The sequence below is a fragment of the Rhizobium sp. CF122 genome, assembly GCF_000282035.1.
Taxonomy (GTDB): domain Bacteria; phylum Pseudomonadota; class Alphaproteobacteria; order Rhizobiales; family Rhizobiaceae; genus Rhizobium.
Genome location: NZ_AKKA01000025.1, coordinates 1 through 25,265, shown reverse-complemented (window position 1 = coordinate 25,265; position 25,265 = coordinate 1). Strand labels below are relative to the sequence as shown.

27 protein-coding genes and 1 pseudogene are annotated in these 25,265 nt (G+C 58.8%); 11 read left to right on the top strand and 17 right to left on the bottom strand.

The window, feature by feature from the left end; all coding sequences use genetic code 11:
- Positions 1-16: 16 nt before the first annotated feature.
- The 8 genes from PMI09_RS07210 to PMI09_RS07175 all read right to left on the bottom strand — a co-directional run bounded on the left by PMI09_RS07210 (position 17) and on the right by PMI09_RS07175 (position 6,901).
- Positions 17-850, bottom strand: coding sequence for a phosphatidate cytidylyltransferase (locus PMI09_RS07210; RefSeq protein WP_007790374.1), 834 nt, complete (start codon positions 848-850; stop codon positions 17-19).
- On the bottom strand, positions 850-1,596 hold the full coding sequence (locus PMI09_RS07205) for an isoprenyl transferase (RefSeq protein WP_007790372.1): 747 nt from the start codon (positions 1,594-1,596) through the stop codon (positions 850-852). The genes PMI09_RS07210 and PMI09_RS07205 overlap by 1 nt, the downstream gene beginning before the upstream one ends.
- A gap of 43 nt (positions 1,597-1,639) precedes the next feature.
- Positions 1,640-2,200, bottom strand: a complete 561-nt coding sequence (gene frr / locus PMI09_RS07200; RefSeq protein ID WP_007790369.1) for a ribosome recycling factor — start codon at positions 2,198-2,200, stop codon at positions 1,640-1,642.
- 51 nt (positions 2,201-2,251) lie between these two features.
- Positions 2,252-2,974, bottom strand: a complete 723-nt coding sequence (pyrH, locus tag PMI09_RS07195; protein WP_007790366.1) for a UMP kinase — start codon at positions 2,972-2,974, stop codon at positions 2,252-2,254.
- 93 nt (positions 2,975-3,067) lie between these two features.
- Complete coding sequence (gene tsf, locus PMI09_RS07190) at positions 3,068-3,994, bottom strand: translation elongation factor Ts (protein WP_007790364.1); 927 nt, start codon at positions 3,992-3,994, stop codon at positions 3,068-3,070.
- Between the two features lie 245 nt (positions 3,995-4,239).
- On the bottom strand, positions 4,240-5,007 hold the full coding sequence (rpsB, locus tag PMI09_RS07185) for a 30S ribosomal protein S2 (protein ID WP_007790363.1): 768 nt from the start codon (positions 5,005-5,007) through the stop codon (positions 4,240-4,242).
- 227 nt (positions 5,008-5,234) lie between these two features.
- Entirely contained in the window at positions 5,235-5,951 is a 717-nt protein-coding gene (locus tag PMI09_RS07180; RefSeq protein WP_007790362.1) for a pentapeptide repeat-containing protein, read from the bottom strand.
- A 113-nt stretch (positions 5,952-6,064) separates the two neighbouring features.
- Entirely contained in the window at positions 6,065-6,901 is an 837-nt protein-coding gene (locus PMI09_RS07175; protein WP_007790360.1) for a cell envelope integrity EipB family protein, read from the bottom strand.
- A 137-nt stretch (positions 6,902-7,038) separates the two neighbouring features.
- On the opposite strand from PMI09_RS07175, the gene PMI09_RS07170 reads away from it, so the two are divergent.
- From PMI09_RS07170 to PMI09_RS07155, 4 genes are all read left to right on the top strand, one after another.
- Complete coding sequence (locus PMI09_RS07170; protein WP_007790353.1) at positions 7,039-7,509, top strand: RidA family protein; 471 nt, start codon at positions 7,039-7,041, stop codon at positions 7,507-7,509.
- Positions 7,506-8,225 (top strand): glycerophosphodiester phosphodiesterase, encoded by a 720-nt coding sequence (locus tag PMI09_RS07165; RefSeq protein WP_007790352.1) that lies wholly within the window; start codon positions 7,506-7,508, stop codon positions 8,223-8,225. Before PMI09_RS07170 ends, PMI09_RS07165 begins: the two co-directional genes overlap by 4 nt.
- Before the next feature lie 78 nt (positions 8,226-8,303).
- A complete protein-coding gene (locus tag PMI09_RS07160; RefSeq protein ID WP_007790350.1) occupies positions 8,304-9,494 on the top strand; it encodes a GNAT family N-acetyltransferase in 1,191 nt (396 codons plus the stop codon).
- Positions 9,495-9,547: 53 nt separating this feature from the next.
- Complete coding sequence (locus tag PMI09_RS07155; protein WP_007790348.1) at positions 9,548-9,973, top strand: HIT family protein; 426 nt, start codon at positions 9,548-9,550, stop codon at positions 9,971-9,973.
- A 110-nt stretch (positions 9,974-10,083) separates the two neighbouring features.
- Here the strand turns inward: PMI09_RS07155 and clpA are convergent, their stop codons facing one another.
- From clpA to PMI09_RS07120, 7 genes are all read right to left on the bottom strand, one after another.
- Positions 10,084-12,579 carry an ATP-dependent Clp protease ATP-binding subunit ClpA gene (gene clpA, locus PMI09_RS07150; RefSeq protein ID WP_007790347.1) on the bottom strand — a complete coding sequence of 832 codons (2,496 nt, stop codon included), beginning with the start codon at positions 12,577-12,579 and terminating at the stop codon, positions 10,084-10,086.
- 10 nt (positions 12,580-12,589) lie between these two features.
- Positions 12,590-12,943, bottom strand: coding sequence for an ATP-dependent Clp protease adapter ClpS (gene clpS / locus PMI09_RS07145; protein ID WP_007790346.1), 354 nt, complete (start codon positions 12,941-12,943; stop codon positions 12,590-12,592).
- 261 nt (positions 12,944-13,204) lie between these two features.
- On the bottom strand, positions 13,205-13,576 hold the full coding sequence (locus tag PMI09_RS07140; protein ID WP_007790345.1) for a phasin family protein: 372 nt from the start codon (positions 13,574-13,576) through the stop codon (positions 13,205-13,207).
- A 230-nt stretch (positions 13,577-13,806) separates the two neighbouring features.
- Positions 13,807-14,226, bottom strand: a complete 420-nt coding sequence (locus PMI09_RS07135; protein ID WP_007790343.1) for a DUF3597 domain-containing protein — start codon at positions 14,224-14,226, stop codon at positions 13,807-13,809.
- 248 nt (positions 14,227-14,474) lie between these two features.
- Positions 14,475-14,678 carry a DUF3126 family protein gene (locus PMI09_RS07130; RefSeq protein ID WP_007532353.1) on the bottom strand — a complete coding sequence of 68 codons (204 nt, stop codon included), beginning with the start codon at positions 14,676-14,678 and terminating at the stop codon, positions 14,475-14,477.
- A 128-nt stretch (positions 14,679-14,806) separates the two neighbouring features.
- Positions 14,807-15,640, bottom strand: a complete 834-nt coding sequence (gene cysE, locus PMI09_RS07125) for a serine O-acetyltransferase (RefSeq protein WP_007790342.1) — start codon at positions 15,638-15,640, stop codon at positions 14,807-14,809.
- A gap of 116 nt (positions 15,641-15,756) precedes the next feature.
- A complete protein-coding gene (locus PMI09_RS07120; protein ID WP_007790339.1) occupies positions 15,757-16,542 on the bottom strand; it encodes an alpha/beta fold hydrolase in 786 nt (261 codons plus the stop codon).
- Between the two features lie 155 nt (positions 16,543-16,697).
- Here PMI09_RS07120 and PMI09_RS07115 point away from each other — a divergent pair, with 155 nt between their 5' ends.
- Positions 16,698-16,943, top strand: a complete 246-nt coding sequence (locus tag PMI09_RS07115; RefSeq protein WP_007790335.1) for a zinc-finger domain-containing protein — start codon at positions 16,698-16,700, stop codon at positions 16,941-16,943.
- Positions 16,944-16,970: 27 nt separating this feature from the next.
- Positions 16,971-18,122, top strand: coding sequence for an FAD-dependent monooxygenase (locus PMI09_RS07110; RefSeq protein ID WP_007790332.1), 1,152 nt, complete (start codon positions 16,971-16,973; stop codon positions 18,120-18,122).
- Here the strand turns inward: PMI09_RS07110 and PMI09_RS07105 are convergent, their stop codons facing one another.
- Positions 18,123-19,313: a cystathionine beta-lyase gene (locus tag PMI09_RS07105; protein WP_007790331.1), complete on the bottom strand. Its 1,191-nt coding sequence runs from the start codon at positions 19,311-19,313 to the stop codon at positions 18,123-18,125.
- A 369-nt stretch (positions 19,314-19,682) separates the two neighbouring features.
- Between PMI09_RS07105 and PMI09_RS07095 the strand changes: the two genes are divergently transcribed.
- From PMI09_RS07095 to PMI09_RS07080, 4 genes are all read left to right on the top strand, one after another.
- Positions 19,683-20,708 carry an amino acid ABC transporter substrate-binding protein gene (locus tag PMI09_RS07095; protein WP_007790328.1) on the top strand — a complete coding sequence of 342 codons (1,026 nt, stop codon included), beginning with the start codon at positions 19,683-19,685 and terminating at the stop codon, positions 20,706-20,708.
- Between the two features lie 91 nt (positions 20,709-20,799).
- Positions 20,800-22,002 carry an amino acid ABC transporter permease gene (locus PMI09_RS07090; protein WP_007790327.1) on the top strand — a complete coding sequence of 401 codons (1,203 nt, stop codon included), beginning with the start codon at positions 20,800-20,802 and terminating at the stop codon, positions 22,000-22,002.
- A gap of 1 nt (position 22,003) precedes the next feature.
- Positions 22,004-23,158: an amino acid ABC transporter permease gene (locus tag PMI09_RS07085; protein WP_007790326.1), complete on the top strand. Its 1,155-nt coding sequence runs from the start codon at positions 22,004-22,006 to the stop codon at positions 23,156-23,158.
- A gap of 20 nt (positions 23,159-23,178) precedes the next feature.
- Positions 23,179-23,952, top strand: a complete 774-nt coding sequence (locus PMI09_RS07080) for an amino acid ABC transporter ATP-binding protein (RefSeq protein WP_007790325.1) — start codon at positions 23,179-23,181, stop codon at positions 23,950-23,952.
- A gap of 157 nt (positions 23,953-24,109) precedes the next feature.
- Here the strand turns inward: PMI09_RS07080 and PMI09_RS07075 are convergent, their stop codons facing one another.
- Entirely contained in the window at positions 24,110-24,544 is a 435-nt protein-coding gene (locus PMI09_RS07075; protein WP_007790324.1) for a hypothetical protein, read from the bottom strand.
- Between the two features lie 191 nt (positions 24,545-24,735).
- On the opposite strand from PMI09_RS07075, the pseudogene PMI09_RS07070 reads away from it, so the two are divergent.
- Positions 24,736-25,040 (top strand): annotated as a pseudogene (locus PMI09_RS07070) (SAM-dependent methyltransferase); the annotation flags it as partial.
- Between the last annotated feature and the right edge of the window lie 225 nt (positions 25,041-25,265).

Here is a 25,265-nt window from a genome sequence, read left to right as displayed (position 1 = left end):
CCAGCCTTTGCAGACATTATACGCCGAACAGGGCTGCACCGAGCGACGTTATTTCGCCGCCCTTTATCAGCGAAAAAAGCCCAGCTAGCAAGAACGCCGCAAAGCAGGCAAAAATGAGCCCGTCGACACGGTCCATGACGCCGCCATGGCCGGGGATCAGATGGCTCGAGTCCTTGACGCCGAAGCGGCGCTTGATGAAGGATTCGAAGAGATCGCCGGCCTGGCTGCAGACCGACAGGATGAACGCGATCGGCGCCACCAGCACGACGCTTTGCGGAAATGCAAAATAGGCAACGAGGCTGCCGGCAATCACCGCGGAGACGGCGCCGCCAATGGCGCCGGACCATGTCTTTCCCGGAGAAATCTTCGGCGCCAGTTTCGGGCCGCCGATTGCGCGGCCGACAAAATAGGCAAGAATGTCGGTCGACCACACGACGGCAAATACGAAGAGCATCGCAACGAGCCCGACGCTGTCGGCACCGCGAATGCTCGAAAGCGCAATTCCGGTAAGACCGGCGTACACGATCCCCGTGGGAAACCAGCGCGACACGCCTGACGTAAACACGAAGCCGACAGCAATCAGGAAGAAAAGCACCAAGAGTAGCAGGGAATAGCCCAAGGTACCGACAACGACGGCCACCGCGATCGCCGCCTGGCCTACCCAACCGATTACATTGGCGACCGGCCGTTCCGTGGCAAGCTTCGTAATGGTCGACCATTCATAGTAGATCAACAGCCCGATCAATGCCGACAGCAGCCTGAAGGCCACTCCGCCGTACCATGTGGCGAGCAGAACAATGGCGGCGAGAATTACTCCGGAGACAATGCGTAGCTTCAGCTCCTGCTGCATCAGGTGCCCACTGCCGCAGCCGTCTTTGCCACCAATCCACCGAAGCGGCGGTCGCGCGACGCAAAAGTCCCCAACGCCGAGTAGAAAATCTCCCGGCTGAAATCCGGCCAATACTCAGGAACAAAAATGAACTCCGAGTAAGCGGCCTGCCAGAGTAGGAAGTTGGAGAGGCGCTCCTCTCCGCTAGTCCGGATGATCAGATCGGGATCTGGGATACCTGCAGTGTCAAGCCGCGCGTTGATAAGTGCGGGAGAAATGTCCTGCGCCCTGAGTCGTCCTGCCTCGACATCACGTGCCAGACTTGCCATTGCACGGGCGATCTCGTCACGCGAACCATAATTGAAGGCGATAACGAGGGTCAGCGCGGTGTTCGACTTCGTCGTCTCTTCCGCGTCCACAAGAAGATCGAGGATATCGCTCTTCAGGCTGTGTCGGTCGCCAATCACTTTCACGCGCACGTTCTGGCGATGGAGTTCCGCCAAGTCGCGTCGAATGAAAGCCTTCAACAATCCGAGGAGATCGGAGACCTCCGTTTCCGGGCGGCGCCAGTTTTCCGAAGAAAAGGCGAAGAGAGTGAGGTATTTGATCCCCACATCGCCCGCGGCGCGCACTGCCTCGCGCACGGCGTCAACGCCCTTTCGATGCCCCATCGTCCGCGGAAGTCCGCGCTGCTTTGCCCATCGGCCGTTGCCATCCATGATGATGGCAACGTGTTCTGGCACAGTCAAAAATGTTCGCTCCGACATTTCCCGTCCGGTTCTTGCAGCCAAGGCGTAGCCGCAGCACGCCTCAAACCTGCATGATTTCCTTTTCCTTGTCGCCAAGCAAGCGGTCGACCTCAGAAATCGTCTCGTCGGTCATCTTCTGCACACGATCTGATTGCGCCCGGCTTTCGTCCTGGCCAATCACACCATCCTTTTCGGCTTTCTTAAGGCCGTCCATGCCGTCGCGGCGCACATGGCGAATCGCAACCTTGCTCTTCTCGGCATAGTCGTGAGCGACCTTCACCAGCGATTTGCGACGTTCCTCATTGAGCTCCGGCAGTGGAATGCGCAAGTTCTGGCCGTCGATGATCGGATTGAGGCCGAGGTTAGATTCGCGGATGGCGCGGTCCGTCGCGTTGACCATCGATTTGTCCCAGACCGAAACCGACAGCATACGCGGCTCCGGCACGGTAATGTTGGCAACCTGGTTCAGCGGCACACGCGAACCATAGGCCTCGACCATGACCGGGTCGAGAATGTTGGCCGAGGCGCGGCCGGTCCGCAGCGATGCGATATCGTGCTTGAACGCGGAAATCGCGCCATCCATGCGGCGCTTGAGTTCCTTGATGTCGATGCCTTCACTCATTTCATTGCTCCCGTCTTGGTAGAAGCTGCGGCAAACCTGCCGCCCACTCAATCAGTTATCAGAGACGACGGTCTTGAGGCCACCGCCCTTGAGGATTTCAGCAAAACCACCCTTCTCGTGGATCGAGAAGACGATGATCGGAATGGAATTCTCCCGTGCGAGGGCCACTGCCGCGACGTCCATGACGGCCAGTCCCTTGTCGAGGACTTCCTTGTGCGTCAGATGGTCGAAGCGGATCGCTTCGGGATCCTTTTTCGGATCAGCCGAATAAATACCATCGACCTGCGTTCCCTTAAAGATCGCCTCCGCTCCCATTTCCGCGGCGCGCAGTGCGGCTGCCGAGTCCGTCGTGAAGAACGGGTTGCCTGTACCGCCCGCGAAGATCACGACACGGCCAAGCGACAGGTGGTAGAGCGTTGCGCGCTGCGAAAAGCTCTCGCAGATCTCCGGCATGGCGATGGCGGAGAGTACGACCGTATCGATGTTCAACTTGCGCAGCGACGTTGCCAGCGCCAGCGCGTTGATCACAGTCGCGAGCATGCCCATGTGGTCGCCAGTGACCCGATCGCCGCCCTTAGAGGCCACCGCAACACCGCGGAAGATGTTGCCGCCGCCGACGACGACGCCGACTTCCACACCCATCTGCCGCGCTTCGGCTATGTCAGCCGCAATGCGGTCTGCGACCGCTACATCAATTCCAAATCCCTGGCTGCCCATGAGGGCTTCGCCGGAAGCCTTGAGTAGAACGCGTTTGTAGACAGGCTCTGACGACATCGTGGCTCCTCGTATATTACCGCTGTGTGCCGGATACACGAAGGGCATCGCGTTGTCACGCGATGCCCTTCGGTTTTCACATGTATAGGTCGATCAGCCCTTGGCGACCGCAGCAACTTCAGCAGCGAAGTCACTTTCTTCCTTCTCGACGCCCTCGCCGAGGAGAAGACGTGCCATGCCAACGACTTCGATCTTAGCGCCGGCTTCCTTTTCAGCTTCCTTGACCGCAGCGCCAACCGTCAGGTCGGGGTTAATCACGAAGGCCTGCGAGAGCAGAGCGACTTCTTCGAAGAACTTGCGCATGCGGCCTTCGACCATCTTTTCGATGATGGCTTCCGGCTTGCCGGACTCGCGAGCCTGTTCGATGAAGACGTTGCGTTCGCGCTCGGCAACGGCAGCGTCAACTTCTTCCGCGCGGATGGCGAGCGGGTTGGTCGCAGCAATGTGCATGGCGACCTGGCGGCCGATCGAGGTCAGGACAGCCTTGTCGCCTTCCGACTTCAGGGCAACGAGAACGCCGAGCTTGCCGATGCCGTCGCCGGCAGCATTGTGGATGTAGGTCGCCACGACGCCGTGCTCGACTTCGAGCTTGGCAGCGCGACGGAGCGTCATGTTTTCGCCGATGGTTGCGATCGCGTCCTTGATGGTGTCGGCGACCGGCTTGCCGGATGCCGGGTAGGTCGCAGCCGCGACAGCTTCAACCGTACCGTCTGTGGACAGGGCAACGTTGGCAATGCCGCGGACGAGATCCTGGAAGGCGTCGTTACGCGCAACGAAGTCGGTTTCCGAGTTGAGCTCGACGACAACTGCCTTGTGGCCGGCGCCGGCAATGGCGATCAGGCCTTCAGCGGCCGCGCGGCCAGCCTTCTTGTCAGCCTTGGAGATGCCTTTGGCGCGCAGCCAGTCGATCGACGCTTCGATGTCGCCGTTGTTTTCAAGCAGCGCCTTCTTGCAGTCCATCATGCCTGCGCCGGACTTTTCACGAAGTTCCTTCACCAGTGCAGCCGTAATCTCGGTCATAAGCTTCCTCTTGTCGGTTCAAACGGTGGCCCGCGAAAGGCGGTGCGGCACCGGATTGAGGCACGAAATGTACCTGTATGTATGACAGCATGATGAATAACGCGTCATAACGAAACTCAAATGGCGAAAGGCAGATCGCCCTCGCCTGAAACGGTCAAGGCCGCCGAACTTCCGAGAGTCGCGAGCGGCCTTTCCCAATCTCTGGAAAGCACGGCGGACCATTCAGTCCGCCTGCTTCTCTTCTATCAGGCTTCGGCTTCGCCTTCGAGTGCCGGCTCAACCGGAGCTTCGATCGATGCACCGAGGTCGCGGCCCGACGAGCTCTGCTGGCGAGCGATACCGTCGATGGCAGCGCGCGCGATCAGGTCGCAGTAGAGAGCGATGGCGCGCGAAGCGTCGTCGTTGCCCGGGATCGGATAGTCGATCAGGTCCGGGTCGCAGTTCGAGTCGATGATTGCGACAACCGGGATGCCGAGGCGCTTGGCTTCGTCGATCGCGATCTTTTCCTTGTTGGTGTCGATGATGAACATCAGGTCCGGCGTGCCGCCCATGTCCTTGATACCACCGAGAGCCTTGTCGAGCTTTTCGCGCTCGCGCTCGAGGGTCAGGCGTTCCTTCTTGGAGTAGCCGGACTGCTCGGAGCTAAGGATTTCGTCGAGCTTGCGCAGGCGCTGGATCGAGTTGGAGATCGTCTTCCAGTTGGTCATCATGCCGCCGAGCCAACGCGAGTTGACGTAGTACTGAGCGGAACGCTTGGCCGAGTCAGCGATGAGCTCAGAAGCCTGGCGCTTGGTGCCGACGAAGAGAACGCGGCCACCACGAGCAACGGTGTCGGAGACAACCTGCAGGGCGCGCGACAGCATCGGAACGGTCTGAGCGAGGTCGATGATGTGGATGTTGTTGCGATCGCCGAAAATGTACGGCTTCATCTTCGGGTTCCAGCGGTGCGTCTGGTGGCCGAAGTGGACGCCTGCCTCGAGGAGCTGGCGCATAGAGAAATCGGGCAATGCCATGCCTTGTTATCCTTTTCCGGTTGAACCTCCGCAAGGCTAACAGCATCCTCTTTGAGAATGCCACCGGGCGGAACCATCCGGATTTCTCCCGGACAATCCCATGCCTTACGTGTGGAATGCGGGTGCCCTTACCCCCCCTTCCGCGGAAAATCAAGGCTTCCTGCGAAAAAAGCGACAAAGGACGTCGCGGGGGATCGTTCGTATGGGCGTGTCGTCACGACGCTCCGTCAATCGGAGGCACATGGCCAGCTTGCCGGCGCGGAAAGGCCGGTCGGCAGTTTCGTCTTCGCATCGCCGCAAGCGAGATCGACCTGCGCTTGTTCAAGGCCGGTTGCGGCGGACAGATCAAGCCCTTCGATTCGCGTCAAAAACATGAAGGCACGATCGAAGGCGATCGGCCCGTCAAAAGTGGCGCCGCTGAGGTCGGCACGCGAAAGATTGGCGAGCGAAAACCTAGCGCCAGTCAGCACCGCCTTGCTGAAACTCGCACGACCGAGCTCGGCTTTCTCGAAATTCGCGCCGCTGAGCTTTGCGCCGTTGAAATTGGCGCGCTGCAGTTCCGCGCCGGCGAACGACGCCCCCTCCGCGAAAACATTCTCGAAGCCGGACCGATAGGCCTCGATCTTCGCGAAGTTCGCGTTGCCTGCCTGCGCCCCCGTGAACCAGGCGCGCACCAGCGTCGCCTTTTCTAGATTCGCGGAGGTCAGGTTCGTGCCGCTGAGATTGGTCAGACTGAGATCGGCGTCAGCCAGGTTGGCACCCTGAAAGTCGCTCCCCTCCAGCATCACATTCTTCTTGCTGCACCCGCTCCAATCGATGCCTGCCACCGGCGTGCTGCTGCAATTCGACGCCAATGCGGGAGCGCTCGCGAGCAACGTCAGCGCGATCAGTCCGGTTGAGATGCCGGAGAGTCCACCACTCAGTACATCATGCCGTATCGCCAAGATCCTCACTCCAATCCGACTCTTACGCCCAAATCAGCGCCCTTTCGGATTCCTAGCATAGAGAGGGTTTACTTAGACATACCGACAATCGTCGCGGCGAGCGTCCGCGACGATTATTTGCACACAGCCGATTTGCTATCGAGCAGTTCGAGCTTCGCAAGCCTGCCGCTTAGAACAAAATCGCCATAGTCCATCGTTAAATCACGCGTAATACCGTTTTCGTAGAGCTTGAATGACATCCGGTAGACGGGCAAAGCGTCCGTCTTTGTGTTCTCATTGAAATACGAGATCGTGACCGGCCAGAAGGCAGCCTTCGCAAAGGCACCGGCATTGCCTGCATCGGCCTCATCGGCCGCAGGCGCAACCTGTTTGCCGACGACAGTCGTCGTGACCAGCGCCTTATCCCCATCATCCGAGCCGTCGAAGACACGCGCCTCGAACAGGCGCTTGCCAGCCTTGGCGTTCTGGATCACGTCTAACATATGTTCCGTCGGGAACCGGCTTGCGGCAAGCTGCAACTCCTTGCTGGTCGGCTGGGTCAAGGCAACCTTTACGCCTTCAGCCTGGTCCTGCGCGGCACCGTTGACCTCTTTATCAAGCTGGTCGTCGGTGAAGGATTTGGTGTCGAAGGTGAACCTGCGGTCCTTGACGTTCTCGAAGGTCTTCGTCTGCTGGTCGCTGACGCGGACGGCATCGCCCGTATCGATCTGCGTCACGAAGCGGAAGTTGGTGGTGAAGCCCGTGCAGTAGTTGCCGTCGAACTCGTAAACCATGCGGCCCGACATGCCTGAAATGCCGGAGCGTTCGGAGGCATCCTTCAATTCCAGATCATAGACCGCCCGATGAGCGACAAGACCGGTCGCAATCGCGGCACTCGTTGCTGGCGCGGCCGCATAGACGGTCGTCGAAGCGCTCGCCAGAAGAAGTGCGGCAAGACTGGATCGGAACATTGACAATCTCCTGTTGGACTCGCCTGTAATGTTATAAGAACGCTTTCGGCCAAATCGAGGCTCGAAAATGTCACAATCTAGATTCCAAGCCTTGATGCATAATTTTAGAACTATTGACAATAAAAGCGGAGAGGAAAATGTCCGATCAAATCGCTGCGCGCCTGAAAGAAATGGGGATATCCCTGCCTGAAGCTGCGGCACCGGCCGCAAACTACGTTCCCTACGTTATCAGCGGAAACCTCCTCTACATATCCGGCCAGCTGCCGCTCGAAAGCGGCAAGATCGCCGTCTCCGGACATCTCGGCAAGAATGTCGACGTTGCGACTGGCCAACGTGCCGCGGAACTCTGTGCCATCAACATCCTTTCCCAAGCGCGCGCTGCTCTCGGCGGCGATCTCGGTCGCATCAAGCGCGTCGTCAAGCTCAACGGTTTCGTCGCCTCCACGCCTGACTTCGTCGAACAGCACCTCGTGATCAATGGCGCCTCCAACCTGATTGCAGGCATCCTCGGTGAGGCCGGCAAGCATGCCCGCGCCGCCGTCGGCATGGCCGCCCTGCCGATGAACGCCGCTGTCGAAATCGATGCGATCGTGGAAATTGCCCAATGATCTCAGCTGCATGGCTCAAGCAACAGCCGGTCGCCCATCGCGGCTATCACGACCTCAACAAGGCCGTGTGGGAAAATACGCTCTCTGCCTTTTCGCGCGCGGTCGAAGCAGGCTTCGCGATCGAGTGCGATCTGCACTATGCCTCCGACGGTGTCCCGATCGTCTTCCACGACGAGGATCTGGAGCGCCTCTGCAAGCTCAAGGGAGATGTGCGCGAGCGTACGTCCAGGGAACTCGGCCTCATCTCCGTCGGCGGGACAGCCGACAAGATCCCGACGCTGCGGCAGCTGCTCGATCTCGTAAAGGGCCAGGTACCTCTGGTCATCGAACTGAAAGGCCGTGAGGCCGATGACGAGGGATTTGCGGAAGCGGTGCTAGAGGTGCTGGAAGGCTACGAGGGCAAGGTCGCCCTGATGAGCTTTGACCACTGGCTGCTTCGGGATCTGAAGGCCCTCAATGCGCCCTATCCGCTTGGCCTGACAGCAGGAGGTAGCAAACCGGAAGAGTTCGAAGTGCATGAAAAGGCCATGGAACTCGGCCTCGACTTCATTTCCTATTTCTTCGCCGATCTGCCGAACCCGTTCATCACGGCGCAGCGCGAAAAGGGTATCGTGGTCATCACCTGGACCGTGCGTGACGAAAAGGGTCGCAAGCACACGTTCGAGAATGCCGACCAGATGACATTCGAGGGATTCGATCCGCGCGTTTCGGTTTGACGCTCGCTTTTTGGACAAGATCATGCGCAGACTGATGGTGAGCCCTATTCTCCTCCCAAACGGTCTCGCATTCGCTCCATGACAGACGAACTTTCAATCCGCATCGAGCGGTCTTTCACCGCGATATCCCAGGATAGCTGGTCACGGCTTTCCGGGGCCTCCTCAAAAGGCAACACCCTCGCCTACAATCCCTTCGTATCGCATGCTTTTCTGTCCTCACTCGAAGAATCGGGATCAGCGACGGCGCAAACCGGCTGGATGGGCCACCATCTGCTATTGGAAACGGACAAAGGCGAACTCATCGGCGCCCTCCCCGGCTACCTCAAGAATCATAGCCAGGGCGAGTATGTTTTCGACCACGGCTGGGCCGATGCCTTCGAACGAGCGGGCGGACGGTATTATCCGAAGCTGCAATGCTCCATTCCCTTTACCCCTGCGACCGGCCCGCGTCTGCTTGTCGCCGAAGGTTTGCAGCGCCTGCCGATCCAGCATGCCATAGCCGAGAGCCTCAAGGAAGTCGTGCGCCGGCTTGGCCTGTCTTCCGCCCATATTACGTTCGTACCCGAGGACGAGATCGGCATCTTCGAGGGCGAGGATTACTTGCATAGGACTGACCAGCAGTTCCATTTCATCAATGAAGGCTATGCCAATCACGAGGAGTTTCTTGAGACGCTAGCGTCGCGCAAGCGCAAGGCACTTCGCAAGGAACGCCGCACCGCCCTCGAACACGGCATCAGCATCGATTGGCTGACCGGCAGCGATCTAACCGAACGCATCTGGGACCAGTTCTTCGCCTTTTATATGGATACGGGCGGCCGAAAGTGGGGCCGGCCGTACCTGACGCGCAAGTTCTACTCGCTGATCGGCGAGCGTATGCCAGACGATATCCTGCTCGTCATGGCAAAACGCGACGGTCGCTACATTGCCGGCGCGATCAACTTCATCGGTGGCGATACGCTCTATGGCCGCCACTGGGGATGCATCGAGGACCACCCATACCTGCATTTCGAGGTCTGTTATCATCAGGCGATCGACTTCGCTCTGGCAAAGGGCCTCAAGCGTGTTGAAGCCGGAGCGCAGGGCGAACACAAGCTGGCACGAGGTTACCTGCCGGTGACAACCCACTCCGCGCATTATGTTGCACATGCGGGGTTGCGCCGGGCGATCGCCGACTATCTCGATCGGGAGCGTGACGACGTCGAACAAATGAACGAGATCCTGACGGAGCACAGCCCGTTTCGAAAGGGCGAGCGCCAGCAGGAGGATTGACGCTTTCACCCCTGTCGCGCTAGGCGATCACAGCAGCAAAGAGGAGATTTCGTATGACCAGCGCCGCCTACGACAGCAACAATATCTTCGCCAAGATCCTGCGCGGCGAAATTCCGTCACACCGAATTTACGAGGATGAGCACACTGTTGCCTTCATGGACGTGATGCCGCAGGCACCAGGCCATGTGCTCGTCGTTCCCAAAGCGGCGTCACGCAATATTCTCGATGCCGATCCGGCGGTTCTTGTGCAGACGATCCCGGTCGTGCAGAAGATCGCCAATGCCGTCAAGGAAGCATTCGATGCAAACGGCGTCCTCGTCTGCCAGTTCAACGAACCGGCCGCCGGCCAGACCATCTTCCACCTGCATTTCCACGTGATCCCGCGCTACGAGGGCATGGCGCTGCGTCCGCATTCGGGCCAGATGGAGGACAATGCGGTGCTCGCGGCCAACGCCGAGAAGATCAGGGCCGAGCTTTGATCAGGCTCTAGTCGCGTTCTCACGTCCGCGCAATTATCGCCTAAACGATTGCGTACTTCAGCAAAGAAGAAGGCGGCACATGTGGCCGCCTTCTTCATTTACTTCTTCATTTACTTCTTCGGGACCCTGGGAACCGCGCTGCCCTTCCTGGGCGGGCTCTTCGCCTCAGCGACTGCCTTCGCCTTCTTGGCCGTCGCCTTCTTCGCGCGGGCCTTCGTCTTCAGCTCGCCATCATCCTCATCATCGGCCTCGGGATGCGCGACTTCGGCTTCCGGTTTCGGCTTGATCGGCGCGCTGTCCGGCACCGCTTCCAGGATGATGCCGGGCTTGCCATCTTCCTTCGGACCGACGGTGACGTGGACGACGCCGCCCTTCCGCAGCTTGCCGAAGAGGATTTCGTTGGCAAGTGGCTTCTTGATGACGTCCTGGATGACGCGGGCAAGCGGGCGGGCTCCCATCTTGTCGTCGTAGCCCTTTTCGGCCAGCCAGGCGATGGCATCTTCCTGCAGATCGAAGGTCACATTCCGCTCGGAAAGCTGAGCTTCGAGCTGCATGATGAACTTCTGCACGACCTTGTGGATGACCTCCGTCGGAAGCGCCGCGAACGGGATGATCGCGTCGAGACGGTTGCGGAACTCGGGCGTGAACAGGCGCGTCAACGCCTCCTCGTCCTCGCCCGTGCGCTTGGACGAGCCGAAGCCGATCGCGGCCTTGGCCATCTCCGACGCACCCGCATTTGTCGTCATGATCAGGATAACGTTACGGAAGTCGATCTTCTTGCCGTTGTGGTCGGTCAGAGTGCCGTGGTCCATCACCTGCAACAGAATGTTGTAGATGTCAGGATGCGCCTTCTCGATTTCATCGAGCAGCACAACGCAATGCGGGTGCTGGTCGACGCCATCGGTCAGGAGGCCGCCCTGGTCGAAACCGACATAGCCGGGAGGTGCTCCGAGCAGACGCGACACAGTATGCCGCTCCATGTACTCCGACATGTCGAAGCGCAGGAGTTCAACGCCGAGCGACGACGCCAGCTGTTTGGCAACCTCGGTCTTGCCGACGCCGGTCGGGCCGGAGAAGACGTAGGAGCCGATCGGCTTGTTCGGTTCGCGCAGGCCCGCGCGAGCGAGCTTGATCGAGGTCGACAGCGCCTCGATCGCGTTGTCCTGCCCGTAGACGACGGAACGCAGTTCCTGCTCGAGATTGGCAAGGACAGCTTCGTCATCCTTCGACACCGTCTTCGGCGGGATACGCGCCATTGTTGCGACCGTTGCCTCGATCTCCTTCTCAGTAATTAGCTTGCGGCGCTTGGAAGGCGGCAGCAGCATCTGGGCAGCGCCAGTCTCATCGATAACGTCGATCGCCTTGTCGGGCAGCTTGCGATCCGAAATGTAGCGGGCTGACAGCTCGACAGCCGTCTTGATCGCCTCGTTCGAGTAACGCAAGTGATGATACTCTTCGAAATAAGGTTTCAGGCCCTTCATGATTTCGATCGCATCATCGATCGACGGTTCGTTGACGTCGATCTTCTGGAAGCGGCGAACCAGAGCACGGTCCTTCTCGAAGAACTGGCGGTATTCCTTATAGGTGGTCGAACCGATGCAACGGATCGCACCCGAGGACAGAGCCGGCTTCAAGAGGTTTGAGGCATCCATCGCGCCGCCCGAAGTCGCACCTGCGCCGATGACCGTGTGGATCTCGTCGATGAACAGCACGGCGCCTGGATACTCTTCCAGTTCCTTGACGACCTGCTTCAGACGTTCTTCGAAATCGCCGCGATAGCGTGTACCGGCAAGAAGGGTGCCCATATCCAGCGAGAAGATGGTGGCGTCTGCCAGCGCTTCCGGCACCTTGCCTTCGACGATACGCTTGGCGAGGCCTTCGGCAATAGCCGTCTTGCCGACGCCTGGGTCACCAACGTAGAGCGGGTTGTTCTTCGAACGACGGCACAGGACTTGGATGGTGCGATTGACCTCGGCCTGACGGCCGATCAGCGGATCGATCTTGCCGCTCTTGGCCTTCTCATTGAGGTTCACGCAGTAAGCCTTCAGAGCGTCCTGCTGCTTCTTGGAGCCGCTATCTTCCTGATCACCGCTGCCGCGCGAAGCCGGCTTGCTCTCGGATTCGCCATCATCGGCGCCACGCGGCGGACGCGACTCGGATGAGCCCGGCCGCTTGCCGATCCCGTGGGAGATATAATTGACGGCATCATAGCGGGTCATCTCCTGCTCCTGCAGGAAGTAAGCAGCATGGCTCTCACGTTCGGCGAAAATGGCGACGAGGACGTTTGCCCCTGTCACCTCTTCGCGACCGGATGACTGCACGTGGATCACCGCTCGCTGGATAACGCGCTGGAAGCCGGAGGTCGGCTTGGAGTCCTCGTCATAGCCGGTGACCAAATTGGAGAGTTCACTATCGACATATTCAACAAGCGTTTTGCGCAGCGCGTCGAGGTCGACATTGCAGGCCCCCATAACCGCGGCCGCATCGGCATCGTCGATCAGGGCGAGCAGCAGATGCTCGAGCGTGGCATATTCGTGATGCCGCTCGTTGGCAAAGGTCAGTGCCTGATGGAGCGCCTTCTCAAGACTAGGCGAAAATGTTGGCACGTTCAGATCCTCACTTCTTTTCCATGACGCATTGCAGCGGATGCTGGTGCTGTCGGGCGAAGTCCATCACCTGGCTCACCTTCGTCTCCGCCACCTCGTATGTAAATATTCCGCATTCACCGACACCATGATTGTGGACGTGCAGCATGATGCGGGTGGCACTTTCACGATCCTTCTGAAAAAAACGCTCGAGGATATGAATGACAAATTCCATGGGGGTGTAGTCGTCATTCAAGAGTAGCACGCGGTAGAGATTGGGCTTCTTGGTCTTCGGCTTCGTGCGTGTGATGACCGAGGTTCCGCGATTTCCGTTGTCCCCGTTCCTTTCGCTGTCGTTTTGCATCCGGATCGGCGCTGCGATCATTTTCTTTCATTCCTCGATCAGTCCAACGGGGCCTTGGGAGGAGTATTCCCCGCCGAATATTCGAAATACTAACTTAGTTCATCCTGGAGCGATTTTAAGCCCCTCGTTTCACACTGCAATCACAATTCGGCCGGTCTCAACGCAAAGACACAGAAACTGGCGATGGCCAGCCAACAGGCATCGTGAAAAAAGAAAAGACCGGCCGCAAATGCGTAGCCGGTCTTCGTTTTTCAAGAGCTATGCGGCTCTCGCCGCGTATCTTTATGCCGCGGCGGGCGCGACGACTGCAGCCGCTTTCATCGCCTTTGCGGTCGTTGCGGCAACGGGCGCTTCGTAGGGCTTGTAGGCGCTCTTGGCGAGATCGGAATACATCTCACCGAGCTTGGTGGCTTCGGTCACGAAGTTTTCGTATGCGGTTTTCACATAGTTGGTCTGCAGTTCGAATGCAGCTTCAAAGCTGCGCGCCCCAGACAGGCTTTCGAAATGCGTAACCGTATCCTGGAAGGATTTTTTTGAGTATTCTACGGCTTCGGCCGCGATTGCCTGAAAGCCCTTGGCGGTATCCGAATAGCTCTTCAGCATCGTATCCATGGCTTCCTTGCTCTTCCGGTTGGCTTCATCGAAGTTCAACATGACCATCATCCTCCTTGGCCTCTGCGGCAGTTGAAGCGTAGCTGCAATGCACAAATAGTCAAGCAGCATTGTGCATCGCAAAACAATCCGTGATTGCATTCTTGAGCCCTCGCCTTTCGGTAGCGCAGGATGGCCATATTTCAATAACTGATTTTGCTAAAATATATCAGGCGCGCCGCAACCAGAAGCTTTGCTAAAAATGTCGCCGCGGCGCCAATAGCATTGAGCGGTCAATCGAGAAGCTCAGCTGGAACCTTTCCGCCGTTCTCGGCAAGCCGTTTCATCAAAGCCTTGTGCAGGAACATGTTCATGGTGGCGGTGTCGTGCGGATCGCCTTTGAAGCCGAGCTCTGCCGCAAGCTCCCTGCGCTCCGCAAGGCTCGCGTCCATGCCGACCGCCTTCATGAGGTCGACGATCGAATGGCGCCAATCTAACTTCTGTCCGCTCTTCTTCACCGCCGCGTCCAGCAGCGGCACAATGTCAATCGGAGCTGCTGCGGCGGCTGGCGTCGGTGCCGGCTGCGGCGTGGCTGCGGGCGCAGCGCTTGGCGCTGCTGCGGTCGGCGATGGCGCGGGTTTGGCGGACGGAGTGACCGGAGCGGCCACGGCTTCACCAAAAATCGCGTTCTTGATCTTGTCGAAAATACCCATTCTCGGCATCCCTCCTTAGGGCCAGAGCACATGCTCAGCGCAGGAGATGGAGCATTCTGTGGACGGGTCCAGGGAAGGCAGTCCAATTTTGCGCTAGAGATTGCCTCGCGAAAAGAAACAATCGGAGGTTTGCGAGCTCAAGGCTCGAGCCGCGTCGCAAATCGATCGAGCGGCCTATGAGAAGCCAGCCGCTTGGGCGCGAGCTGATAGACGGGCGGCAAAAAGACAGGCCGCCCGTCAATCACAGATCAAAGATCGACGTCGAGGATCGCCATCGAGAAATTGTAGGAGCGGTCGCCGTCCTCGTCATCGATATAGACGACACCCAGAAATTCTTCGCCGAGATAGACTTCAGCGGAATCGTTCTTTCGCGGGCGTGCCTTGACGATCACCTGCGGGTTGAACGTGCGCTTGAAATAGGCGTCGAGCTTCTTGATTTCTTCGGGCTTCACACTGCATCTCCTGAGCGGTCTCGGTTGGCCGCTTCTTGCATGGGAAAGACGGCGCTGTAAAGGCACGGGGACAGACGCATGAACGCTATCCCCGCCGATATGCCCACACTGTTAAGGCGACGCGCGGCTCAGATATCCGCGCCGATCACCTGATCCATTATTCGCGACGGTTCCGAACACCCTGCTTCTCCGACCACCTTGGCCGGCACACCCGCCACGGTCGTCTTGGGCGGCACCGCCTTCAGCACAACGGAGCCAGCGGCAACGCGCGAGCAATATCCGATTTCGATGTTGCCGAGAATCTTCGCGCCGGCGCCGATCAGGACACCGCTGCCGATCTTCGGATGCCGGTCCGAGCCTTCCTTGCCGGTGCCACCGAGCGTGACACCGTGCAGGATGGACACGTTGTCGCCGATCACAGCGGTTTCACCAACGACCAGCCCGGTGGCATGATCGAGGAAGATACCCCTGCCGATACGCGCCGCGGGATTGATGTCGGTCTGGAAAACGCTCGACGATCTGCTCTGCAGATATAGCGCCAGATCGCGCCGGCCGCGGTTCAGCAGCCAATGCGCCAGGCGGTGTGTCTGCAGCGCGTGGAATCCCTTGAAATAGAGCACAGCTTCCATGAAGCGCAGGCATGCGGGGTCGCGATCATAGATCGCCTGGATGTCGACGCGCAAAATGGCACTCCACTCCGGCCAATCGTCCAGCATCTGATCGAAGGTCTGGCGCAACAGGATCGCTTGCATGTCCGGATGGTCGAGACGTTCACAGATGCGATAGATCACGCACTCTTCGAGCGACCGGTAGTTGAGCACGGTCGAGTAGAGAAATGCGGCCAGCACCGGATCATTTTCTGCGGCAGCACGCGCTTCCTCGCGCAGGCTGTCCCAGATCGGATCCATCACCTTGAGAGGATTGCCTGTCTCAAGAGAGCGAATGTCTGTCTTTGCGACCATGAAAGGTCTCCTCGTATGCGTAGGATCGGCTCTATATAAGGCAAAAACCTGTTAACATAAATGGGTGCTTCGGGAATCGTTCCTGCGGTCCTCCAACCGCCACGACAAATCCCGTGTCACCGTCCGGAGACTTCGACGTAGAACTCCAGCACCGCCTTCTTGAAAACCCGGTCTCCCACGGCCAGCATGTGATCGCGGCCAGGAATATCAAGCGCCTGGGCATGGGGCATCAATGCCGCAAGCTCCTGAGCGGAACCCGCGATGTCATCCTTCGTTCCAACGCCGATTAGTGTCGGAGCGTCGATTTTCGCCATGTCGGATCGTGCGACGAGATCACGCGACCCCTTGATACAGGCGGCGAGCGCGTCGCGGTCGCTTTTCGTCTGATCGGCAAAAGCCCGGAACATGCGTCCGCGATCGTGGATAACATCATCGAGTGACGGTGCCAGCAACGCATCCGCAATCGGATCCCAATCGCCGACACCATCCGTCATGCCGATCCCGAGACCGCCGAGTACCAGCGAGCGGACGCGATCTGGATTGGCAAGCGCCGTGAACACGGAAATGCGGGCTCCCATCGAATAGCCCATGATGTTGGCTTCCGGAATTTTGAGGTGATCGAGGAGCGCAACCGCGTCGCTGGCCATATGCCAAGGACGATAGGCCTCGGCGTCGCGTGGCTTGTCGCTTGCACCATGTCCGCGATTGTCTATGGCGATGACGCGATAACCCGCCTCGCCCAGCGTCTTCAGCCAACCCGGATGAACCCAGTTCACGTTGGCGCTGGAGGCAAATCCGTGGATCAGCAGCACCGGCGCGCCCGACGGATCACCTTCGTCGAAGAAGGCGAGCTTCAGACCGTCATGCGTGAAGCTGGAAAAGGCGGGCGTATTCAAGTTCATCGGACTGTCCTTTTTTGCCGGACCATATTTTATAGGTCATCGAACTGAAACCCTCGCAGTTGCAAAAACTGTGCGTCCCGGCGTTCTTTGGCTCTACACATTTGCGGTGAAGGACTATAAGGTCCGCGCACGTTACATAGCATTCGGAGACGAACATGGCCGGCCACAACATTCCCCACTTCCAGAACGACGGCGGACACCGCGTTATCGAAGTCGGTGTGAAGGAGTTCATGTGCACCGGCGCCTCTGTTCCGTTCGATCACCCGCACATCTTCATCGACATGGGCGACGAGAACGAGAAGGTCTGCTCTTACTGCTCGACCCTTTACCGCTTCAACGGTGCGCTGAAGGCAAACCAGACCAATCCGGCTGGCTGCGTCTTCCACGTCAAGGCTGCCTGACACCCCCAATTTAAGATCGGACAGCCTATGCCGGCTGAACATGCCGCCATTGTCGGCGCGGGCGTAGCGGGCCTTACGGCTGCACTGGCGATGGCTCGGTGCGGCATCAGCTCCGAGATTTTCGAGCAGGCACCTGAACTGACTGAAGTCGGGGCCGGTCTGCAGATTTCGCCGAATGCTTCACGTATCCTGGCGGAACTGGGCATCCTCGCGCGCCTGACTGACGCCTGGCTCGAGCCAGACTCCATTCGGCTTATGTCCGGAACGACGCTGCGTCAGCTCGCAACCGTACCTGCAGGCGGGTTTGCACGTGCCCGGTGGGGTACGCCCTATGGTGTCCTCCATCGCTCCACCTTGCAGCGGACGCTGTTTGACGCCGTCGCCAAAGAGCCACTTTGCAAACTGCATCTTGGAGCGCGGATTAAGAGCCGGACATTGTCGGAGCTAACACGCCCAGCGGATCTTCTGATTGGCGCCGACGGCGTCTGGTCGCAGGTTCGGGAAGACATCGAAGGCAGCCCCTCACCACGGTTCTCCGGCAACATCGCCTACCGCTTCACGATTGCCGCGGCAAACGCGCCCGCCTTTCTTGAACGCACGAGCGTCTCGGCATTCCTTGGCCCGTCAGCGCATCTCGTCTGTTATCCGCTTCGAGAAACCAGCAGTTTCAATATGGTGGCGATCACCGCCGGCAATGCCGCGTCGCATGACTGGACGACGCAACCGACGGAAGCGCAGCGTCAACAGCTGCTTTCGCGGTTTTCCCGATGGCACCCTGCCGTGGCCGGACTTTTCTCCAAGACAGGCGACATCACCTTCTGGCCCCTCTATGAAACGACAAATGGGCGTTGGCAAAATGGGCGCGATTGCGTCCTTATTGGCGACGCTGCGCATGCAATGATGCCTTTTGCGGCACAGGGTGCTGCAATGGCGATCGAGGACGCCTATGAGCTGGCGATGTTCGTGGCAACACGGCCGGTTGCCGAAGCGCTGCGGCTGTACGAAGCACATCGCACCCCGCGGATAGCGCGGCTTCGTCAGCGCGGCGCATTCAACCAGTTTGCCTATCACGCCCGCGGACCGATACGTGTAGGGCGTGACATCGTCCTAGCGCTCCGGCCGCCGCAAAGTCTCGCGGCGGATCTCGACTGGATTTACGGCTACCGCGCAGGCGCCTGATCAGACAGCCTTGACTGCGGCAAAGCCACGTTCGATATCGGCCTTGATATCGACGACATCTTCAAGCCCGATCTGCAAGCGGATGACCGGTCCTTCGATTGGCGCTTTTCGAATGCGACGATCGTTCAAATTAACATGAATGGCGAGACTCTCGAAACCGCCCCACGACCAGCCGAGGCCGAATATCCGCAGCGCGTCGAGGAAAGCGTGCGCCTTGGCCCTGAACTTCTCCGGGGCGTCGACGGCGAGCACGAAGGAGAAGATGCCGCTCGCCCCCTTGAAATCGCGCTTCCACAATTCGTGCGACGGGAAGCTCGGCAGCGCCGGATGCAGCACCGTGGCGACGTCCTCCCTGCCCTCAAGCCACTTGGCGATCGTGAGCGCGCTCTCGTAATGGCGCTCCAGGCGCACACCCATGGTGCGCAGCCCGCGTAGGATCTGATAGGCGTCGTCGGGGGCGCCACAAATGCCAAGCGTTATGTTCGCTTCGTGGAGCTGCGGCCAATATTTGGCATTTGCCGAGACCGTCCCCATCAAGATATCGGAGTGCCCGGACGGATATTTCGTGGCGGCATGAATGGAGATGTCGGCGCCGAAGTCGAGCGGCTTGAAGTAGACCGGCGTCGCCCAGGTGTTGTCCATCGTCACCACCGCACCGTGCTTGTGCGCGATTGCGGCAATCGTCGGAATATCCTGCATTTCGAAAGTATTCGAGCCTGGCGCTTCCGTATGGACGAGCTTGGTGTTCGGCTTGATCAGCGCTTCGATGCCCGCGCCCACCAGCGGATCGTAGTAGTCGACCTCAACGCCGAGGCGCTTCAGCATCGTATCGCAGAAATGCCGGGTCGGCCCATAAACCGAATCGACGATCAAAGCGTGGTCGCCTGCCGAGAGGAACGCTAGGAACGGGACGGTAACAGCCGCAAGGCCCGATGGCACGAGAATCGTTCCAGCCGACCCTTCCAGGGCATCGATCGCCTCGCAAAGGGCATCCGTTGTCGGGGTCCCGCGCGTTCCGTACGTGTACTTCTGCGCACGGGTTTCCATTGCTCGTGCATTTGGAAAGAGCACTGTCGAGGCGTGGACGACCGGCGGATTGACGAAGCCATGGAAGTCGGCCGGGTCGTTGCCGAGGTGGGCAAGGCGCGTGTTGATGCCAGCGTTCTGAAGCGGGCCTTCTTTATCATTCATATTGGAAATGCCTTTGGCGATGGGATGCGGTCGGCAAACTCTTGAACCGCACGAAACGATCGGTCAACCCCGAAGCCGGACCACGTACAGCACCCCTGCCATGCAGATTCCTCAGATATATCAGCGGTTTTGCGCGATTTTTTTCGGCAAAGGCCGCCAATTCGATAGCCATCTGCTCATTTTGTGCTCCTCAATTAGGGAATTGCCGAAATATCACGCAATCTTTCACTGCGACACTTGACCGTAGTGACATTTGCGACTGTGATAGAACCACTCGAGCCGGGAGGGTGTCGGGTCATCTGGGAGGTTTCGCTTGCTTCGGCCGAACGCTCCCACAAAAAGATAAGACAAAGGAAAAGGTTGGGAAAAATGAAGATTAAGCTTTTGTCCGCCGCCATCGGCGCAGCAGTTTTCGGACTTGGCGCCTCGGCAGCTTCTGCCACCACGCTCGAAGACGTAAAGGCAAAGGGTTTTGTTCAGTGCGGCGTCAACACCGGCCTTCTTGGTTTCGCGCAGCCTGACGCTTCCGGCAATTGGGCCGGTTTCGACGTCGACTTCTGCAAGGCCGTTGCTTCCGCCGTTTTTGGCGACCCGACCAAGGTGAAGTACACGCCACTGTCGGCCAAGGACCGTTTCCCGGCGCTGAAGTCGGGCGAAGTTGATGTTCTGTCACGCAACACGACCTGGACGATTAACCGCGATACGGCGCAAGGCTTCAACTTCCGCCCGGTCACTTATTATGACGGTCAGGGCTTCATGGTTCGCAAGGGCCTCAACGTGAAGTCGGCACTCGAACTCTCCGGTGCCGCCGTTTGCGTCCAGGCCGGCACAACGACGGAACTGAACCTCGCCGACTACTTCAAGTCGAACAACCTTCAGTACAATCCGGTCGTTTTCGAGAAGCTCGAAGAAGTCAACGCTGCCTATGACGCCGGTCGTTGCGACGTCTACACGACCGACCAGTCCGGCCTCTACTCGCTGCGTCTGACGCTGAAGAATCCCGACGAGCATATGGTTCTTCCGGAAATCATCTCGAAGGAGCCCCTTGGACCAGCGGTTCGTCAGGGTGACGATCAGTGGTTCGACATCGTATCGTGGACGGCTTATGCCCTCGTCAATGCCGAAGAGTTCGGGATTACCCAGGCAAACGTCGATGAGATGAAGAACTCCGCAAACCCCGACATCAAGCGCTTCCTCGGCACAGAAGCCGATACGAAGATCGGCACCGACATGGGGCTTACCAACGAGTGGGCCTATAACATCGTCAAGGGCGTCGGAAACTACGGTGAAGTCTTCGACCGCAATGTCGGCAAAGGCAGCCCGCTCAAGATCGAGCGCGGCCTGAACGCATTGTGGAACAAGGGCGGCATCCAATACGCTCCGCCGGTCCGTTGACCGGCTAGCTACGACTTGGGAAGGCGGTTAGCCGCCTTCCCAAAATAAAGAAAAAAGCCCGAAAACGGGCTCATAGGGGATTAGGCTCGGCATGACGCAAGAGGCTGTGCACACGTCGCATGTGCTAAGCACTGGCTGGAGGTTCCAGTCGGTGATCTACGACCCGAGATTTCGGGGCATTTTCTTCCAAGTTCTGACCGTCGCGATCATCGTCGGATTCGTGTGGTGGATTGCCCATAACACGGCTCAGAATCTCGCGCGCTCCGGCACCGCCTCCGGCTTCGGCTTTTTGAGCGGGCGAGCCGGCTTCGACATCGGCCAGTCGCTGATCGATTACTCCAGCGATGCCACCTATCGCCGAGCCCTCGTGGTCGGCTTCCTGAATACCATTCTGGTTGCGGTCACCGGCATCATAACGGCCACGATTATCGGCTTCATCGTCGGTATCGGGCGCCTGTCGCATAACTGGCTGATCGCCAAGCTTTGCACGGTCTATGTCGAGGTCTTCCGCAACATCCCGCCGCTGCTCGTCATCTTCTTCTGGTATCAGGGCGTTCTTGCCGTCCTGCCAGGGGCGCGCGAATCGCTGCATCTACCGCTGAACATGTTCCTCAACAATCGGGGGCTCGCCTTCCCCAAGCCGATCTTCGGTGAAGGCATATGGGCGGTTGGCGTGGCACTCCTGATCGGGATCGTCGCAACCACGATCGTCGCACGCTGGGCGCACAAGCGTCAGGCAGCGACCGGCAAGCAATTCCATACGGTCTGGGTTTCCATCGGGCTGATCGTCGGCCTGCCGATATTGGCATTCCTCTTGGCCGGCATGCCGCTGTCGTTCGACGTACCCGTGGCCGGCAAGTTCAATCTGACCGGTGGCTCCGTCGTCGGGCCGGAATTCATGTCGTTGTTCCTGGCTCTGTCCTTTTATACGGCGGCGTTCATTGCTGAAATCGTCCGCGCTGGTATTCGCGGCGTCCCCAAGGGCCAGTCGGAAGCAGCAGGCGCGCTTGGGCTCCATCCATCAAGCATCACGCGCCTCGTTGTCATCCCGCAAGCGCTGCGCATCATCATTCCGCCGCTCACCAGCCAGTACCTGAACCTGACGAAGAACTCATCGCTGGCGATCGCCATCGGTTTCGCGGACCTCGTCGCCGTCGGCGGCACGATCCTCAACCAGACAGGCCAGGCGATCGAAGTCGTATTCATCTGGGCAATCGTCTACCTCGCGATCAGCTTCGTGACGTCGCTGCTCATGAACTGGTTCAACGCCAAGATGGCTCTGGTGGAGAGATAAGATGTCGGTATCCAGCCAATCCTTCGTCAGGACCGCCTTTATCGACCCGGCGCCAGCACCGCGCAGCGAAAGCGGCGCGTGGGCCTGGGTTCGCAAGAACCTGCTGGCAACGCCCAAGGACATTGTCCTGACCGTCATTGCTGTCACCTTCCTGGCGTGGGCGCTGCCGCATATGATCAACTGGCTGTTCATTCAGGCCGTCTGGAGCGGAACGGACCGCACGTTCTGCGCAACCGCCGTTCAGGGCGGCACTCAGCCGGACGGCTGGAGCGGCGCCTGCTGGGCATTCGTCAATGCAAAGCTCGACCAGTTCGTGTTCGGTCGATATCCCCTCGATGAGCGCTGGCGCCCGACAATCGTCGGGATCTTGTTCGTGCTGCTGCTCGCCCCCATGCTGGTCCCCAAGGCGCCGTTCAAGCGCCTCAACGCCATTCTGCTGTTTGCTGTCCTGCCGCTTCTTGCCTTCTGGCTGCTTTACGGCGGCTTCGGCCTCGAGATCGTCGACACGCCGCTCTGGGGCGGCCTGATGGTGACGCTGGTGCTGTCGTTCGTCGGCATTGCGGTGTCGCTGCCGTTCGGTATCATTCTGGCGCTCGGTCGACGCTCGAATATGCCTGTCATCAAGATGGTCTGCGTCGCCTTCATCGAAATCATTCGCGGCATCCCACTGATTACGGTGCTCTTCATGGCAAGCGTAATGCTGCCGCTCTTCTTGCCGGCCGGCTATACCATCGACAAGCTCTTGCGCGCGCTAATCGGTGTGGCGATCTTTGCCTCCGCTTATATGGCCGAGGTCATCCGCGGCGGCCTGCAGGCGATCCCGAAGGGCCAGTCCGAGGGTGCCGATTCGCTCGGGCTCGGCTACTGGCAGAAAATGCGGCTGGTCATCCTGCCACAGGCGATCAAGCTGGTCATCCCCGGTATCGTCAACACCTTCATCGGCATGTTCAAGGACACCTCGCTGGTATCGATCATCGGCATGTTCGATCTGCTTGGCATTGTCCGGTTCAACTTTACCGACGCCAATTGGGCAAGCGCAGTGACGCCGTTGACCGGGCTGATTTTTGCTGGCTTCGTTTTTTGGCTGTTCTGCTTCGGCATGTCGCGCTATTCAGGCTTTATGGAACGCTATCTCGATACCGGCCACAAACGATAAAAGATCAAGGGAACGAACACATGGCTGAGGCTCAACCTAAGAAGATGACCGTTTCGGCAACGGACGTTGCCGTCGACATCATCGGCATGAACAAGTGGTACGGCGATTTTCACGTGCTGCGCGACATCAATCTGAAGGTGATGCGCGGCGAGCGCATCGTCATTGCCGGCCCCTCCGGCTCCGGCAAGTCGACGATGATCCGTTGCATCAACCGTCTGGAGGAACACCAGAAGGGCCAGATCATCGTTGATGGCGTCGAACTCACCAACGACCTGAAGAAGATCGATGAAGTGCGCCGCGAAGTCGGCATGGTCTTCCAGCACTTCAACCTCTTCCCACATTTGACCATTCTGGAAAACTGCACGCTTGCACCGATCTGGGTGCGCAAGATGCCGAAGAAGCAGGCGGAAGAGATCGCCATGCACTTCCTGAAGCGCGTCAAGATCCCGGAGCAGGCCAACAAGTATCCGGGCCAGCTCTCTGGCGGTCAGCAGCAGCGTGTGGCGATCGCTCGTTCTCTCTGCATGAACCCGAAGATCATGCTTTTCGACGAGCCGACGTCGGCGCTCGACCCTGAGATGATCAAGGAAGTTCTGGAGACCATGGTCGGACTTGCTGAGGAAGGAATGACCATGCTCTGCGTGACGCACGAAATGGGCTTTGCGCGTCAGGTCGCCAACCGTGTTATCTTCATGGACCAGGGGCAGATCGTCGAGCAGAATTCGCCGGCAGAGTTCTTCGACAATCCGCAGCACGAGCGCACCAAGCTCTTCCTCAGCCAGATCTTGCACTAGGCCGATTTGGCGAGCACCCAATTCAAGGCCGTCGGAGTTTCCGGCGGCCTTTTCGTTTCAGGGGCGTTTGTGGCGGTTCAGTTTGAGCACCAAGCACCGTATCCCGACAAGTAGAAGGCCCCGAAAACGGAGCCTTTCGAGATCAGGAATGGATCCATTAGCCCTTCAGCTTAGCGTTGCAGAGGCTGTAGAAGCCGCCGCCCTTCTGGATCCACTTCAGACCATTGAGCGTATTGGCGTCCTTGTTCTGGTGATAGGCGTCGACGCAGGTGTGCATCCGGCCCTTGCCGGGCGTTTCCTTCGCATACTTCGGTGCAATGGCTGTCGGGAACGAAACGCCCTTGGGCGCCGTCATTGTCGGCTTTGCCGGTTCTTCGCCGCTATTGAGCGTGACATCCGGCTCCGCGGTCGCATCCGGACCGCACTGCGCCTTGCGGAAATCATTCCACTTCATGTCCTTTGCAGAACCGTCAGCCTGGGCAGCCTTATACTTTGCGCTGCATTCCTTCATGCTCAGTGCCGAGGACGGCGTTGCAAACGCCAGCGCCCCGAGCAGGGAAACGGATGCAAGAATAGTCACATGCTTCATCATGATCTTTCCTCCACGCCTCTAGGGGCTAGCGAACTATCGATCTCGCCATTTTTCTTGTCAACGCGACAATTGGCGCAACCAGCGCGTTAATTTTGTTCAACGATCACGCTCGCCTTCTGCAGACGGAACAGTTTGCCCGCAATGCCACAGTGTTGTTTTCGCGGCAAATGCTGGCAGTGGTATGGTGCCGGCTGCACGACATGGGGGATCCGGTCGGCGCCGGCAGGCACGTCAAGGAGTCACTCTCTGCGGACGGAACCTGGCTGGTCGTCGAACCCTTCTCGCATGACTGCCTGAAGGACAACCTCAATCCGGTCGGTCGCGTCTACTACGGTGCGTCGACGATGATCTGCACCCTGGCATCGCTCTCGCAGGAGGTTGAACTCGGCGCACAGGCGAAACAAAGCTACGGAAAGTCGCCCTCGCTGCCGGCTTCAAGCATTTCCGCCGCGCCACGGAAACACCATTCAACATGGTCTTCGAGGTGCGAGCCTGAGGAAGTTGCGTCATTGACGACGCGTCTGACGCTGGCCGGTCGCGTCCACCGAAACTTTCCACAGGGCCGTCGACAGCTTGTGGAACAATAAATAACATAGCGATATCAAAGTGATAATCGCGACGCACGAAGCGCCTAAAGCTCGAAGCAAAGAAAAATTCGCGTCATGGTGATTTTTTCTTGTTTTGCCGCTTGCGGGATTCAAAGTGCCTGACTATAAGGGCG